This window comes from Polyangiaceae bacterium (assembly GCA_015075635.1).
In the GTDB taxonomy this organism is placed as follows: domain Bacteria; phylum Myxococcota_A; class Polyangia; order Polyangiales; family Polyangiaceae; genus JADJKB01.
The window spans coordinates 2661454-2676053 of the sequence record JABTUA010000002.1 but is presented as its reverse complement, the minus strand read 5'-3'; the positions used below and the strand labels follow the sequence as shown (position 1 = coordinate 2676053).

12 protein-coding genes are annotated in these 14600 nt (G+C 70.4%); 10 read left to right on the top strand and 2 right to left on the bottom strand.

Going from position 1 to position 14600, the window contains the following annotated elements; genetic code table 11:
• The first annotated feature begins 15 nt into the window (after positions 1–15).
• Genes xseA through HS104_28165 form a run of 7 tightly spaced genes read left to right on the top strand, consistent with a single transcriptional unit; the run spans position 16 to position 7057 of the window.
• Positions 16–1365 carry an exodeoxyribonuclease VII large subunit gene (gene xseA, locus HS104_28195; GenBank protein MBE7483832.1) on the top strand — a complete coding sequence of 450 codons (1350 nt, stop codon included), beginning with the start codon at positions 16–18 and terminating at the stop codon, positions 1363–1365.
• A complete protein-coding gene (locus HS104_28190) occupies positions 1362–2222 on the top strand; it encodes a shikimate dehydrogenase (GenBank protein ID MBE7483831.1) in 861 nt (286 codons plus the stop codon). Before xseA ends, HS104_28190 begins: the two co-directional genes overlap by 4 nt.
• A complete protein-coding gene (locus HS104_28185; protein MBE7483830.1) occupies positions 2219–4222 on the top strand; it encodes a glycogen debranching enzyme N-terminal domain-containing protein in 2004 nt (667 codons plus the stop codon). The genes HS104_28190 and HS104_28185 overlap by 4 nt, the downstream gene beginning before the upstream one ends.
• A complete protein-coding gene (locus tag HS104_28180) occupies positions 4222–5166 on the top strand; it encodes a two-component sensor histidine kinase (protein ID MBE7483829.1) in 945 nt (314 codons plus the stop codon). Before HS104_28185 ends, HS104_28180 begins: the two co-directional genes overlap by 1 nt.
• The gene (locus HS104_28175; protein MBE7483828.1) at positions 5159–5851 is read left to right on the top strand and encodes a response regulator transcription factor; all 693 of its coding nucleotides are present in this window, start codon (positions 5159–5161) and stop codon (positions 5849–5851) included. Before HS104_28180 ends, HS104_28175 begins: the two co-directional genes overlap by 8 nt.
• Positions 5852–5890: 39 nt before the next feature.
• Entirely contained in the window at positions 5891–6358 is a 468-nt protein-coding gene (locus tag HS104_28170; GenBank protein ID MBE7483827.1) for a DUF3293 domain-containing protein, read from the top strand.
• Between the two features lie 39 nt (positions 6359–6397).
• Positions 6398–7057 carry a hypothetical protein gene (locus HS104_28165; GenBank protein MBE7483826.1) on the top strand — a complete coding sequence of 220 codons (660 nt, stop codon included), beginning with the start codon at positions 6398–6400 and terminating at the stop codon, positions 7055–7057.
• Here HS104_28165 and HS104_28160 read toward each other — a convergent pair.
• Positions 7050–9284: a bifunctional salicylyl-CoA 5-hydroxylase/oxidoreductase gene (locus tag HS104_28160; GenBank protein ID MBE7483825.1), complete on the bottom strand. Its 2235-nt coding sequence runs from the start codon at positions 9282–9284 to the stop codon at positions 7050–7052. The two genes, HS104_28165 and HS104_28160, sit on opposite strands and share 8 nt — an antisense overlap.
• Positions 9285–9421: 137 nt before the next feature.
• Between HS104_28160 and HS104_28155 the strand changes: the two genes are divergently transcribed.
• The gene (locus HS104_28155; GenBank protein ID MBE7483824.1) at positions 9422–9703 is read left to right on the top strand and encodes a hypothetical protein; all 282 of its coding nucleotides are present in this window, start codon (positions 9422–9424) and stop codon (positions 9701–9703) included.
• Between the two features lie 72 nt (positions 9704–9775).
• Here HS104_28155 and HS104_28150 read toward each other — a convergent pair whose 3' ends face one another.
• Positions 9776–12442 carry an amidohydrolase family protein gene (locus HS104_28150; GenBank protein ID MBE7483823.1) on the bottom strand — a complete coding sequence of 889 codons (2667 nt, stop codon included), beginning with the start codon at positions 12440–12442 and terminating at the stop codon, positions 9776–9778.
• A gap of 123 nt (positions 12443–12565) precedes the next feature.
• Between HS104_28150 and HS104_28145 the strand changes: the two genes are divergently transcribed.
• Together HS104_28145 and HS104_28140 are read left to right on the top strand one after the other, a co-directional pair.
• Positions 12566–13423 carry an undecaprenyl-diphosphate phosphatase gene (locus tag HS104_28145; GenBank protein ID MBE7483822.1) on the top strand — a complete coding sequence of 286 codons (858 nt, stop codon included), beginning with the start codon at positions 12566–12568 and terminating at the stop codon, positions 13421–13423.
• Positions 13424–13432: 9 nt separating this feature from the next.
• The gene (locus tag HS104_28140; GenBank protein MBE7483821.1) at positions 13433–14515 is read left to right on the top strand and encodes a mannose-6-phosphate isomerase; all 1083 of its coding nucleotides are present in this window, start codon (positions 13433–13435) and stop codon (positions 14513–14515) included.
• The last annotated feature ends 85 nt before the right edge of the window (positions 14516–14600 follow it).

Genomic DNA, 14600 nt, shown 5'->3' with positions numbered 1-14600 from the left:
GCTATAACCGCCGCCGTGGCGGGTCCCGAGGAGGTCATCGGCGTCGCGGAGCTCGATCGGCGGCTGAAGCGCGCCGTCGAGTCGGTCACCGGCCGCGAGTGGGTGGAGGGCGAGATCACCTCGCTCAAGGTCGCGTCCAGCGGCCACGCCTACTTCACGCTGAAGGACGAGCGCGAGGACGCCGTGGTCGAGTGCGTGATGTACCGCATGAACGCGCTGCGCGCGCGGCGGCACCTCTCGGAGGGGGCGAGGGTGCAGCTCCTCGGCCGGGCCACGCTCTGGGCGCCGCGCGGCCGGCTTCAGCTGGTGGCCGAGACGCTCCGGCCGGCGGGGCGGGGCGCGCTGCTCGAGGCACTGGAGAAGCTGAAGGCCCGTCTGGCCGAGGAGGGGCTGTTCGCACCCGAGCGCAAGCGCGCGCTGCCCCTGGAGCCCCGCGTCGTCGGGGTGGTGACGAGCTCGGCAGGCGCCGCCTTTCACGACATCCGTACGGTCGCCTTCCGACGCGGCGGCGCGCGGTTGGTGCTGAGCCCGGCCCTAGTGCAGGGTGACTCCGCGCCCGAGAGCATCGTGCGGGCGCTGGACCTGATCGAGCGCTACCCGGGGCTCGACGTGCTCATCGTCGGGCGCGGCGGCGGCTCGGGCGAGGATCTGATGGCCTTCAACGACGAGCGCGTGGTGCGGCGCATCGCCTCGACCCGGGTGCCGGTGGTCAGCGCCGTGGGCCACGAGATCGACGTCACGCTGGCGGATCTCGCGGCCGACCTCCGAGCGGCGACGCCGTCGCAGGCCGCCGAGCTGGTCATCCCGGACGCCGAGGCGCGCAGGCAGCTGCTCTCCCGGCAACGCCGGCACCTGCTCCACGCCGTGCAGGGGCGCTTGCTGGAGGAGCGCTCGCGGATCGAGCGCTTGCGCGCCCGACTCTCGGACCCGCGGTTCGTGATCGCCGTGCGCCAACAAGGTCTCGACGAGCTCAGGGCGCGCATCGAGCGCGTCACGCTGAAGAGCTTCGCGCGCCGTCGGGCGGCGCTGACGGAGGCCGAACGGCGCCTGTCCGCGCGGCACCCCCGCGCGGTGCTGGCCCAAGCGGAGGCTCGGCTGACCCCGCTCCTCACGCGGCTCGAGGCCGCGTCGGCGGTCCGGTTCGGCCGCTCGCGCGCAGGGCTCGGCGAGCTGGCAGCCCGCCTCTCGGCGCTGTCGCCGTTGGCCGTGCTGGCGCGTGGCTACGCCATCGCGACTCGCGCGGACGGTCGCGCGCTCCGAGCCGCCAGCGAGGTCGTCGCCGGCGACGAGATCTCCGTTCGCGTGCACGACGGTCGCATCGCGGCCCGGGTCACGGGCACGGAGCCCGGCGATACTGCGTCATGAGCCGCTTCGTTCTGCTCGGTCACCCCGTGTCCCACTCGCTGTCACCGGCGATCCACGCGGCCGCCTACCGGGCGCTCGGTCTTGCGCACCGCTACGAGCTCGTGGACTGTCCGGACGACGCTGCGTTGGTGGCCGCGGTCGCCGAGATCCGCCGCGGAGCCATCGCCGGCGCGAACGTCACCTTGCCCCACAAGGGCCGCGCGCTCGAGCTGGCGGACGAAGCCGACGCTTGGGCGCGCGAGACCGAGGCGGCCAACGTGCTCGCCGCGCTGCACGGCGAGCTCGTCGCCTTCAACACCGACGTCGACGCACTGATCGAGGAGCTCGCGCAATACGCGCCGGGAGCCACCTCGGCGCTCGTGGTCGGCGCGGGCGGCGCCGCCCGTGCTGCGGTCAGCGCCTGCCGTGCCCGCGGCCTGCGTGACATCACCGTGGTGGCGCGCCGCCGGACGGAGGCCTCCGAGGAGCTGTTCGCCCGCATGGGCGCGCGCTGCTGCTCTTGGCCCGACGACCCGCACGCGATTTCTGCGCTCTCGGACGCCGTTTGCAGCGCGGATGTCCTGATCCAGGCCACCAGCGCCGGCATGAGTGGGGGCCCCCCCGGCGAAGGGATCGCCGAGCTGATCCCCTGGGAGCGCGTTCCGGCTTCCGCGCTGGCCTACGACGTGGTCTACACCCCGGCCGTGACGCCGTTCCTGGAGGCTGCCCGGGGTAGGGGGCTCCGCGCTCGCGGGGGCCTGGGCATGCTCGTGGGTCAGGCCGCGGCGGCCATTCGCATCTGGCTCGGCGTCGAGCCGCCCATCGCTGCGATGCGGGCCGCGGCGCTCGGAGCGCTCGAGCAGCGGGAGCAGGCATGAGCCACCGCGGGCCGCGCTGGGAGGGGCCGCGTGACGGACCCTGGCCCGCCGTCGCCATCGACGGCGAGCTCGAGCGAGCGGAGCGCGAGTTCCTGCACACCAACGGGGCCGGGGCCTACGCCATGAGCACGCTCGCGCTCATGCACACGCGACGGCATCACGGCCTTTTGGTCGCCGCTCTCGAGCCGCCGCTCGGTCGCTACGTCATCCTGAGTCACGCCGAGACGACGGTGACCGTCGCCGATCGCACCTTCAAGCTCGCGACCCATCAGTTCCCAGGAGTCGCGCCCACGCTCGGCTATCGGAACCTCCGAACCTTCGCGCAAGACCCGCTCCCGCGCTGGCTCTACCGGCTTGGCAAGGGCACGCTCGAGCGTACCGTGGCGCTGGCGCGCGGCAAGAACGCCGTGGTTCTGCGCTACCATTGGGCCGGGGGCTCGCCGGCGCGCATGTCGTTGATGCCGCTGATGCCGCTCCGCCCGCTCGAGCACCTGGCGCGGGAGCACGGCGGAATGAAGCAGAAGGTGACTCTGCGTGCCAACGAGGTCGAGGTCCAACCCATCCTCGCGTTGCCGCCCATCGTGTTCGGTCACCGCGGCGTGTTCATGGGCTCGCCGGACTGGTGGCGGCGGTTCGAATACGGAGAGGACCTCCGGCGCTACTCCGATTTCCAGGAGGACATGTGGACGCCGGGCACCTTCGAGCTGACGCTCGATCCGGACTCCCACGCCTATCTCGTGGTCGGCGTGGGTGGGCTACCGAGCGCGACGCCGGAGGAGCTCATGGCGGAGGCGCGCGAGCACTTGTTGTCGCTCGATCCCGGCGCCGCGACGCCGAGCACCGTGCGCACGCTGTCGGTCGCGTGCGACAGCTTCAGCAGCGACGCGTGCTCCCGGCCCGCGATCGTCGCTGGCTACCCGTGGCTGGGCGCGCCCCTCAGGGACTGGCTGATCGCGTTTCGCGGCACCTACCTCGCTCGAGGCCGCCTGTCCCAGGCGACGGCCTCGCTCGCGGCGGCACTCCAGCTCCTGCGAGCCGGGCTCCTACCGAGGGAGGTCCCGTCGGCCACGACCGGGCCGCGCGTCCCTTCTCCGGATGCCACGCTCTGGTTGTTCGAGGCGGCGCGGGCGCTCGCCGACTCGATCGGGCTCGATGACCCCTTCGTGAAGACCCGAGTCTACCCTGGCCTCTTGCGGGCCTTCCTCCGGCTCAGGGGTCGGCGCCGGCCGCACGGTGCGGGGCTCAGCCCCGAAGGATTCGTCTTCACGGAGCCGCCGGAGCCGGGGACATGGATGGACGCGCGCACCGGCGCCGTGCCGGTCACGCCGCGCAACGGTCTCGCCGTGGAACATCAGGCCCTCTGGTTCAGCGCCTGTCGAACGCTGGCAGCGTGGGCGCGCTACTACGGCCACGCCGAGCTCGCTCGGGCGGCGGAGGCCTGCCGCGACGCCGTCCTCGCGGGGTTCTCGGCGCGCTTTTGGTGCAACGAGACCGACTATCCCTTCGACGACATGAGCGCGGAGCGAGCCAGCGCGGAGTCGTGGGCCGACGCCAGCGTTCGGCCCAACGCGCTGATCGCGCTGGCCGTCGCGCCGGAGCTCTTCGAGCCCTGGCAGGCCGACGCCGTCCTGGCCAAGGTGCGCACGGAGCTCCTGACCCCGCGCGGCATCCGCACGCTGAGCAGCGAGGACCGCGCCTTCGAAGGCCACTACGAAGGAAGCCTGAACGAGCGTGAACGCGCCCTGCACCAGGGCTCGGCCTGGCCCTTCTTGCTCGGGTTCTACATCCGCGCCGTGCGGGCGCAGAACCCGGGCGACGAAGACGTCCGGGCCGAGCTCTCGGAGCTGGTCGAGCGCGCGGTCCAAGGCGGCCCGGTGCTGGGGCACGTCGCGCAGATCGCGGACGGCGAAGAGCCGCACCGCTGGCGGGGCTGCCCCGCGCAGGCCTGGAGCTCTGCGCTGCTCCTGGCAGCGTTGAAGGTGGACTTGGCGGTCGGCTGATGGCGTCTCGGGAGCTCGGCTACCGCAGGATCGTCATCCTGCTCGTCTCGCTCATCGTCGTGCCCACCGCGCTCCTGCTCACAGTGGGCGCGGTCCTGCTCTTCCTCGGCGAGATGCAGGCCAACCTGCTGATGGGCATCCTCGTGGTCAGCTTCAGCGGGGCCTCCGTCACCGGCGTCATCCTGGTCTGGGTGTTCGTGAGGCGAGAAGCCAGCCTGTCCATGCTCCAGAGCGACTTCGTCTCCAAGGTGTCCCACGAGCTGCGTACGCCGCTCACCTCGATCCGGCTCTTCGCCGAAACTCTCGCGCTCAGGCGCGGCGACGTGGAAGCCGAGGACAAGTGCATCGAAGGGCTCACCCGAGAGAGCATGCGGCTCCAAGAGCTGATCGATCGCCTGCTCGACTGGGGTCGCATGGAGAGCGGGCGCAAGGAGTTCACCATCGCTCGTGCCAGCGCCAAGGACGTCGTCGCCCAGGCCAGCTCGGCGTTCCGGCCCGTGCTCGAGCGGCGCAAGGCCACGTTCGAGGTGCAGCTCCCCGAAGAGGACGCGTTCGTGGACGCGGACCGCGCCGCGCTCTCGGACGCGCTCCTCAACCTGTTGACCAACGCGGTCAAGTACGGGGGCGATCCTCCGGAGATTCACTTCAGCGTGGAAGCCGGGCCGCGAGACGTGCGCTTCGTCGTGAGGGACAACGGTCAGGGCCTCGAGCAGCGGGAGCACGCGCGCATTTTCGAGAAGTTCTACCGCGTCGACGACCGGCTCTCTCGGGAGCGCGAGGGCTCGGGCTTGGGCCTGGCGATCGTCAAACACGTGGTGAAAGCGCACCGCGGGCGCATCGAGCTCACGAGCGCACCGGGTCGAGGCAGCGCGTTCTCGATCGTGTTATCCCGGAAACCGGCCCCCGGTTCGGGTCAGGCCACGGAGTCGGCAGGCGATGGCTGAGCCCAAGAAACGCATCCTGGTCGTCGAGGACGACGAGAGCATCACGCTCGGACTGCGCATGAACCTGGAAGCCGAAGGCTACGAGGTCGTCGTGGCCACTGACGGCGAGACCGGGCTCTCCGTGGCACGCTCGCCCGAGGTGTCGCTCGTGATCCTGGACATCATGCTTCCCAAGGTGAACGGCCTGGAGATCCTCAGACACCTGCGCGGCGAGGGTTGCAAGACCCCGATCGTGCTGCTCTCGGCCCGCGGCGCCGAGCTCGACAAGGTCATGGGTCTCGAGCTCGGCGCGGAGGACTACATCACCAAGCCCTTCAGCCTCGCCGAGCTCCTGGCACGGGTGAAGGCCCAGCTCCGCCGCGACGCCATCGCGCGGCCGGGCAATCGTGTCGTCGTGGCCGGAAGCCTGACCATCAACATCGCAGCGCGTGAGGTCACCCGCGGGGGCGAGCCGGTCCCTCTGACCGCGACCGAGTTCGACCTTCTGCTCTGCTTGATCGAGGAGGCGGGGCGCGTCTTGACCCGCGAGCAGATCCTTCGGCGCGTGTGGGGCCCCGGCCATCACGGCACGCCGCGCACCATCGACAACTTCATGCTGCAGCTCAGGGCCAAGCTCGAAGACGACCCGAGCGATCCGGCCCACCTCTTGACCGTGCGCGGTGTGGGCTATCGATTCCAGGCTTGAGTGGTCGGTCGCCCGGATTTGCGTTAGAAAGGCCGCTCCGTGGATCAGAACCTGCTGCGCTCCTACTTCGCGACCGTCTACGAGCTGCCCTCGGAGGCCGGGCTCCTGCGCGTGTCGCTGGACGGCGAAATCGTGCAGGACATCGGCACCATGCCCGAGCTCTTGCGGCGGGACTTCGCGATCCTCACCGCCTACAACCCCCGCAGCATGTTGCTCCCGCGTCGCGTCAACGAGTCCCGACACCACGTCATGCGCGACCTGCTGATCCTCGGCTGCTATCGGGTCGAGCACTGCGTGGGCTACGACGAAGAGCCGGAGGGCGTCTGGCGCGAGCCGGCCTGGTTGGTGCACGGCATCCAGCGCGACGAGGCCGTGTACTTCGGCCGGACGTTCCGGCAGAACACCATCGTCGTGTGCCAGAACGCGCGACCCGAGCTCATCGTCACGGACCCGACCTGCGACGACATCGGGCGGACCTACACGGGAAACTGGCGGATCCGGAACTGAACGGAACCGCGCCGAGGCCCGCGTGGTAAGCTCGCTCGAGTGGAACGCCCGAGCTGGGTCCTCGTGCTGTGCCTGGCGCTGCCCTTGCCCCTCCTGGCGGCCGGGGCATCGTCGGCCGCGGACGCGCTCGGACGCCGAGGCGGGCGCGCGCTCAGCGCCGCGACGGAGCAGCTCCTCCGCTCGCCGCCCGCCGCTCCTCTGCCGGTGTTCGTCGAGCCGCTCGCGCCGCCCGAGCCTGCAGCCGAGGAGCGGGCCAAGGAGCCGGAGGTGGCGCGCGCCCGGGGCACGAGGCGTGCGCCGGCGAGCCCGCCGGTGCCCACGAAGGGCGTGCGCGTGCGCGCCGAGGTCGTGCTGCGCCTCGCCAATGCCGGCGCGCGCCCAGGTGGCTTTCCGGTGCCCGCCAGCGGAGATCGCCCGCGGGGCCTCGCCTTGACGGGGGTCAGCGGGCTCGGCATCGGGCTCGAGGACGGCGACGTGCTGACCCACGCAGCGGGCCGACCGGCGCTGACGCCGGGCGACGTGATCGGCGTCGTGATCGGCTCGCGAGGCTCGCGGGCGCCCGAGATTTGGGGACGCTTCTGGCGCAACGGTGAGCCTTGGAACCTGGTCGTCGAGCAGCCTTACCCCAAGAACCGCCGCCCGCCCGCGAGCCTCGACTCGGGCACCTCTGGAAAGACCGCCCAAGTCGGGTCTAGCTGAAGCGCGGAACGTAGCGCTCGACGCTCTTGTATTGATCCGGCCACTCCAGAGCCCACCCTTGCTCGTTGGCGGCGTGCCGGGTCCAGTAAGGATCGTACAGGTGCGCGCGGGCGAGCACGCAGAGATCGGCGCGCCCGGCGGCGATGATGCTGTTGGCGTCGGACCAGGACGAGATGTTGCCCACGGTCATGGTCGGGATCTCGGCCTCGAGCCGCACGCGCTCGCTGAACGGGGTCTGGAACAGGCGGCCGTAGACCGGCTTGGCGTCGCTCACCGTCTGCCCCGCCGAGACGTCGATGATGTCCGCGCCGTGTTGTTTCAACAGCAGCGCCGCCTGGACCACGTCCTCTTGCTCGATGCCGCCGGGTGCCCAGTCACACGCGCTCAGGCGCACGCTCATCGGCTTCTTCGCTGGCCACACCGCGCGCACGGCGTCGAACACCTCGAGCGGATAGCGCATGCGCCGCTCGATGGAGCCGCCGTACTCGTCGTCACGCAGGTTGGTGAGGGGCGAGATGAAGCTCGCGAGCAGGTAGCCGTGGGCGCAGTGCAGCTCCAGCAGGTCGAAGCCGGCCTGCTCGGCGAGCTCCGCGGCGCGCACGAAGTCCGCTTTCACCGCGTCCATGTCGGCGCGGGTCATGGCCCGCGGCACTTGGCTGTGCGGGAGGTAGGGGATGGCCGAGGCCGAGAGCAGCGACCAAGCCCCGCTCTCGAGCGGCTCGTCCGCTCCTTCCCAGAGGCGCTTCGTCGCGCCCTTCCGGCCCGCGTGGGCCAGCTGCATGCCGATCTTGGCGGAGCTGTGCCGGTGCACGAAGTCGACGACGCGTTTCCAGCGGCTCGCGTGCTCGGCTTGGTACATGCCGGCGCAGCCCGGCGAGATGCGGCCGTCAGGGCTCACGTCGGTCATCTCGGTCAAGACCAGGCCCGCGCCACCGAGCGCTCGGCTGCCCAGGTGCACCAGGTGCCAGTCGTCGATGCCGCCGTCTTCGGCGGAGTATTGGCACATCGGCGAGACCACGATGCGGTTGTCGAGCACCAGGTCCCTGAGCCGGAACGGGGTGAACATCGGCGGCGTGTCCTCTCGCACCGGCCGGTCGGACTGGGTCGCGGCCCGGGCGGCGACGAAGCGGTTCACCTCGCGCACGAAACCAGCGTCCCTGAGCGCCAGGTTCGCGTGGGTCACGCGCAGGCTGCGCGTCAGCAGGCTGAACGCGAACTGCGTGGGCTCGAGCGACATGTAGCGCTCGGTGTTCTCGAACCACTCCAGGCTGACCTGGGCGGCGCGTTGCGTCGCCTCGACGACCGGGCGGCGCTCGGCTTCGTAAGCGGCGAGCGCTCGCTCGAGGTCCGAGTGGGAGACGACGGCGTCGCGGAGCGCGATGCAGTCCTCCATCGCCAGCTTGGTGCCCGACCCGATGGAGAAGTGAGCCGTGTGCACGGCGTCCCCGAGCAGCACCACGTTCCGGTGGTGCCATGAGCGGTTCTTCACCGTGGGGAAGGCGCGCCAGATGCTGCGGTTCTTCAGCAGCCGATGGCCGGCTAGCTCCGCTTCGAACAACTTCTCGGCGTAGGCCAGGGTTTGCTCCTCCGTGGCCTGGTCGAGACCGGCCTTCTTCCAGGTCTCTCCCGTACACTCCAGGATGAAGGTCGAGCAGTCTTCGGCGTAGCGGTAGGCGTGAACGCGGAAACATCCGTGCTCGTTCTCGCGGAAGTAGAAGGTGAAGGCCTGGAAAGGGAAGGTCGTCCCCAGCCAGACGAAGCGATTCGGCCGGAAGTCGACCTCCGGACCGAGCTCCTGGGCCAGCGCGGTGCGCACGGCGCTGTTGACCCCGTCGGCGGCGATCACCAGGTCGTGGCTCTTCGCGAGCTCATCGAGCGGGGGGGCCTCACGCTCGAAGTGGATCACCACGCCGAGAGAGAGCGCGCGCTGTTGCAGGATGGTCAAGAGCTCCTGCCGCCCCATGCCGCTGAAGCCGTGCCCGCTCGACCGGATCACCCGGCCGCCGAAGTGGATGTCGATGTCGTTCCAGTGAGCGAAGCTCTGGGTGATGGCGGTGTGGCTCTCCGGATCCGCTGCGGCCAGGTTGTCCATGGTCGCGTCCGAGAAGACGACCCCGAACCCGAAGGTGTCGTCGGCGCGGTTGCGCTCCCAGACGACGACTTCATGAGCGGGGTCCGCCCGCTTCATCAGGATTCCGAAGTAGAGCCCTGCCGGGCCGCCCCCGATGCACGCGATCTTCACGGGGCGGGATTATCGGCGGAGGTCGGCGGCGATCGCCAGCGATCCGACTGTTGGGCGTGATTTCCCGCGCCCAGGGCCAGGAGGGCTTGACTGTCCACGGGTCTCGTTCAACAAACTCGCCCATGCACTCGAAAACCCTCATGGGTTTGCTCGGCCTAGGTGTCGCAGCAAGCCTCACCATCGCGGTCCCTGCGGCCGCCACCACCGAGCAGGCGCCGTCCAGCCTGTGCGGCGGTGAGCACGACAAGAAGAAGGACGTGAAGAAGCCGGCGCCGGGCGACGACAAGAAGCCCGCCAACCCGGCCAACGCCGGCGGCCTGTGCGGCGGCGAAGACCACCAGAAGAAGAAGGACGTGAAGAAGCCGGCGCCGGGCGACGACAAGAAGCCCCAGAACCCCGCCTGACTCCTTCAGCTCCGCCGAACGCCCGCTGGGACTGCACTCCCCGCGGGCGTTCGTGTTCCATCGTTCAGAACGTCAAGGCACCATTTCAGTCGCGCTCCGCGGCGCGAGCTTGTGATTGCTGAAGCTGAAGGTGAGGATGCCGCTGATCTTCGAGAACGACGTGCCCACCGTGAAGGTGTTGTCGATGGTCGGGTCGAGCTCGTCGTCCACGCGCAGATTGCCGGTGACCGCCAGCTCGTCGAAGTCCTTGGGCGAGTCCGGGTTCATGTTGGTCACCTGGACGCTGGCCACGGAGACGAGCATCGACTCGTAGCCCTCGGCCTTGGCGCCACCCGTGGCGATCTCCGCCGGGTTGGCGACGGCGATCGGGCCGAAGGGCAAGGTGGTGCCCGCGTCGGTGATGGTGATCACGGCGTTCACCAGCTCGCTCAGGTTGAAGAACTCTTCGTAGGTCGCGCTGATGTCGACCTTGTTCCCGACGGCCACTCCCGCTGACACGCCGGCGGTGAAGACGAAGATGCCGGTGAATGGCTTCAGCGAGGCGTCCTGCACGTAGAAGCCGCGGGCCTTGCCGGTGTCGGGGCGCAGCGCCGTGACGTAGAGCCCGCTGAGCTTGACCGCCGCGCCGGGCTTCGGGTGCTGGGGGTGCGACGGGTCGCGGATGGCCTCGATGCTGACGGGGCAGGCCGAGAACGCCGGGTTGGCGGTGGCGCAGGTGTCGCACAGGTCGCCCTTGCCGTCCTTGTCAGCGTCTTCCTGACCCGGGTTGGCGTCGTCCGGGCAGTTGTCTACGCCGTTCGCCCAGCCGTCGCCGTCGAGGTCGTCGGGATCCGGCGCCTTGCAGGCGTCGTTCGGGTCGCTGGGGCAGGGGTCGCAAGCATCCCCCTTGGCGTCCCCGTCGGCGTTGCCCTGCTTGCCCTGATCGAGCGGGCGGGCCGGATCGAACACGTCCGGGCAGAGGTCGCTCGCGTCGGGCACGCCGTCGCCGTCCTTGTCGCTGCCGCTCGACTGGCCGGTGTACTCGTTCGGGCGCGAGGGGACGCAGGTCGGCTCCTTGGGAGGGGCGCCGCAGCTGAACAGCGGAGCGAAGGCCTCGCCCGCCGTCTTGACGGCCGCCAGAGTGGCGGTGCCGGCGCTGTCCTTCGCGACGCACGCGCGCTTTGCTGCCCCGCAGACGTCGAGGGTCTCGCAGGTCGAGCCACCGATGGCGGCGCTCGCCAACAGGGCGTCGTCGCCGTACAGCGGCACGCCGCTGCGCAGCACCAGGGCCACGTCCTTCGGCTCGGCGGCGATCACCGCCCGATGGTCCTTGTTGGTGGAGCCGTCGAAGATGGCGATGTCGCCGATGAAGCCCGGCTTGAGCATCCCCACGCCGAGCTCGACCCCGGCGGCCAGCGCGCCGTTGGTCGTCACCATGCGCCACAGCTCGAAGTCGGAGAAGTGCTTGCCGTAGTGCTTCTGGTTCAGCTCGTCGGCGCAGCGGAGCTCCCGCGACAGATTCATCGACCCGGAGAGCAGCCAGTCGGTCCCCAGGGCGATGCCCACGCCCATGTTGTCGAGCAAGGTCACCGGGGCGGTGTTGCCGTACAGCGAGACGTTCGAGCGCGGCGACCAGACCACCCAGGCCCGCTCGTCGTAGATGGCCTTGGCCTCGGTCGGCGTCACCGCGACGGCGTGCACGATGGCGGTCTGCGGCTCCACCACGTCGAGCGCGCCAGCGGTGGTGCAGGTCAGCTCGTTGCGCGCCGCCTGGCTCACGCCCTCGGAGATGTGAGGCTGGTAGGCGTCCAGGCTGGCGATGTCCTGGGCGGTGGTCGGGCTGGTGCCGTAGTTGCAGCCCGAGTCGAGCATCTTGCCGTTGGCGTCGTCGAGCGGGAAGGTGTCGCTGTTGACGGTCTGCGCCAGCAGGCCCTCCTTGTCCTTGGTGGTGTCCAGGTTGCGCAGCAGGTGCGGCGTGCTGCCGGCGCTCACCGTGGAGGTCGCGCCGCTCATCACGAAGCGCAGCTCGGCGGCGAGCACCACGTTCTTGGCGGCACCGCTGGAGTACTTGATCTCGGGCTTGCCGTTCTTGCCGGTCCGCCACTCGTGGCGGTGGTCGTAGCGCAGCGTGCCCGAGTCTGCCGGCACGTTGTTGGCGTAGGTGATGTGGTCGTGCGAGTTGATCAGGCCCGGGCTGATCACACCGTTCGCGCAGGTGACGGTGGGGGCGGCCGCGGCGCCGGGCGCGCCCGAGCAGTCGCAGCCCACGCAGGTGATGACCCCGTGCTCGTCGAGCAACACCTCGCCGCCGCGGAGGACCTCCTGCGGCGCGAGCACGGTGCCGACCAGGCGCAGGCCCTTCTGCCCGCCCTGCACGCTGCACAGGTCACCGCTGCCCGCGCTCAGCGTCTTGCACTCGGTGACCTTCAGCGCGGTGCCGGGGCCGACCGTGGTGCCGCCGGTGCCGCCGCCTCCAGCCACACCGCCGGAACCCGCCACGCCACCGCTGGCGCCGACGCCGCCGGCGCTGCCACCGCTGCCGCCGGTCACGCCGCCGCTGCCGCCGGTCACGCCGCCGCTGCCGCCGATGTTACCGCTGCCGCCCACTCCGTTGCCGCCCGTCGCGTCGTCCCCGCAAGCGGAGGTCACCGCGAGCGCGAAGGCGCCAGCGAACAGCGCGCTTCCGCTTCTTCGCGGCGTGAACAGCGCGCGACACGAGAGTAGGTAGCGGCGAGGAGCATTGCCAGTCTTGGTCTTCATGTCAGCACCCGTTGACGATGTGTCAGCCCCCGAAGCGGCGGGCAACATAGCGCAAGACAGTTCGGCCGCCAGCGCGAGAAGGTTGCGCAAAATGTCGAGGACACTGTAGAACCCGCGCACCTCATGGACGCACCTGTGTCCAGCTCCATCCTGCTCGGCGTGATCCAAGGCATCACCGAGTTCCTGCCGATCTCGAGCGACGGACATCTGGCGCTCGCCCAGCTGGTGCTCGGGCTGGAGCAGGGTGGCCTGACTCTGAACGTGATGCTGCACGCCGGGACGTTCCTGGCGACGCTGATCGTGCTCAGGGGCAGAGTGGTCCCGGCGCTGAAGGAAGGGACGCTATCGCTCGCGAAGCCGTCTCGGTTCTCGTCCACGAGCGGCGGACGCGATGCCTTGGTGGTGATCGTGGCTTCTCTTCCTACCGCGGTCATCGGCCTCCTGTTCCGTGACGCCGTGGAGCGTTGGACTCACTCCTCCGTCGCCATCGGGCTCGGGTTCCTCGGCACCGCCGCGGTGCTCCTGTCCACGCGCTTCGTACGCGTCGGGGATCGCGAGGTGCCCAGCCTGGTCGGGGCGCTGGTCATCGGCGTGCTCCAGGGGCTCGCCGTGTTGCCCGGGCTCTCGCGCAGCGGCTCCACCATCGCTGCGGCGCTCTGGTTCAAGGTGCGGCCCGACCGCGCCTTCGAGCTCAGCATGTTGATGTCGCTTCCGGCGGTCGCGGGCGCCATCGGCCTGGAGGCCCGCCATCTGCGCGGCACCAGCGAGGCGCTCTTGCCCGCTGCCATCGGCGCGACGGTCTCGTTGGTGGTGGGCGTAGGGGCGCTCCTCGTGCTCCGGCGCGTGGTGATGCGCGGGCACTTCGCCTGGTTCGCGGCCTGGGTGCTGCCGCTCGCGCTGGTGACGCTCGGGTTCGTACGCGACGCCCCTCCGGCGCCTGCGCCCGCCGCGGTGTCCAGCGCGGCAAACCGTGATAATTGAGCCTGCGCCATGGACCCCCACCTCTTCAGCGTGATCCTCGCCGGCGGCAGCGGGACGCGGTTCTGGCCCGCCTCCCGCAAGCTCCTTCCGAAGCAACTTCTCGCCATCGGGCCCGAGCCGGAGTGTCTGCTCGCGGCGACGGTCCGGCGCATCGAGCCCTTGTGCCCGGCAGAGCGCACGCTGATCGCGACCGGGGTGCACCTCTTGGAGGCGACGCGCGCGCTCCTGCCGTGGCTCTCCGAGGCCTCGTTCCTCGGCGAGCCGGTCGCGCGGAACACGGCTCCGTGCATCGCCTGGGCAACCTGGGAGATCCTCGCGCGCGACCCCGAAGCGGTCGTCATGGTGCTGCCGAGCGACCAACACATCGGTGAGCCGGATGCCTACCGCCGCGCCCTCTCCGCCGCCGTCGAGACGGCTCGAACCGGCGCCATCACGACCATCGGCTTGACCCCTTCGCGCCCGGAGACGGGCTACGGCTACGTCGAGGCCGGCGAGGCGCGGGGCGGCGGTGCGCTCCGCGTGGCCCGCTTCGTCGAGAAGCCGGATCGCGCGCGCGCCGAGCAGTACCTGGCGAGCGGGCGCCACTACTGGAACAGCGGGATGTTCTTCTTCCGCGCCGACGTCATGGCGGGCGCGATACGCCGGTACTTACCGGAGCTCGGGCGCGCGCTCGACGAGCTCGCTGCGGTGCCGGAGTCGGAGCGCGGCGCGACGACCGCGCAGGCGTTCGGGTCATTCCCGTCCGTGAGCATCGACTACGCCGTGATGGAAAAGGCCGAGGATCTCGCGGTCGTTCCCGCGAGCTTCGGCTGGAGTGACCTCGGCAGCTGGCAGAGCGCCTGGGAGCTTGCGGACAAAGACGAGCTCGCGAACGCGGCGCCGGCCGACGCCGTGCTCGCCGACGCCCGCGGCAACCTGGTGCGCGACCTGCGCACCGAGGGCGGGCGTCGCGTCATCGCCTTGGTCGGCGTCGAGGGGCTGTGCGTGATCGAGACGGACGATGCGCTCCTCGTCATTCCGCGCGAGCAGGCGCAGGACGTGCGGAAGGTGGTCGATGCGCTGAAGGCGCGTGGCCGGACGGATTTGCTCTAAAAGCCCATGGCGCGGGCACGAAAAGCCGTGTCCGTGCAAAACGGCTCTAGCCCGGGCGGCGATGGGCAAGGTATGAGGGGGGCGG

What these genes read in the sequence shown, in the direction of transcription:
- HS104_28190 (MBE7483831.1), top strand. Translation starts at nt 1,362, where the DNA reads ATGAGCCGCTTCGTTCTGCTCGGTCACCCCGTGTCCCACTCGCTGTCA.
- HS104_28155 (MBE7483824.1), top strand. Translation starts at nt 9,422, where the DNA reads ATGCACTCGAAAACCCTCATGGGTTTGCTCGGCCTAGGTGTCGCAGCA.
- HS104_28185 (MBE7483830.1), top strand. Translation starts at nt 2,219, where the DNA reads ATGAGCCACCGCGGGCCGCGCTGGGAGGGGCCGCGTGACGGACCCTGG.
- HS104_28145 (MBE7483822.1), top strand. Translation starts at nt 12,566, where the DNA reads ATGGACGCACCTGTGTCCAGCTCCATCCTGCTCGGCGTGATCCAAGGC.
- HS104_28175 (MBE7483828.1), top strand. Translation starts at nt 5,159, where the DNA reads ATGGCTGAGCCCAAGAAACGCATCCTGGTCGTCGAGGACGACGAGAGC.
- HS104_28140 (MBE7483821.1), top strand. Translation starts at nt 13,433, where the DNA reads ATGGACCCCCACCTCTTCAGCGTGATCCTCGCCGGCGGCAGCGGGACG.
- HS104_28180 (MBE7483829.1), top strand. Translation starts at nt 4,222, where the DNA reads ATGGCGTCTCGGGAGCTCGGCTACCGCAGGATCGTCATCCTGCTCGTC.
- HS104_28150 (MBE7483823.1), bottom strand. Translation starts at nt 12,442, where the DNA reads ATGAAGACCAAGACTGGCAATGCTCCTCGCCGCTACCTACTCTCGTGT.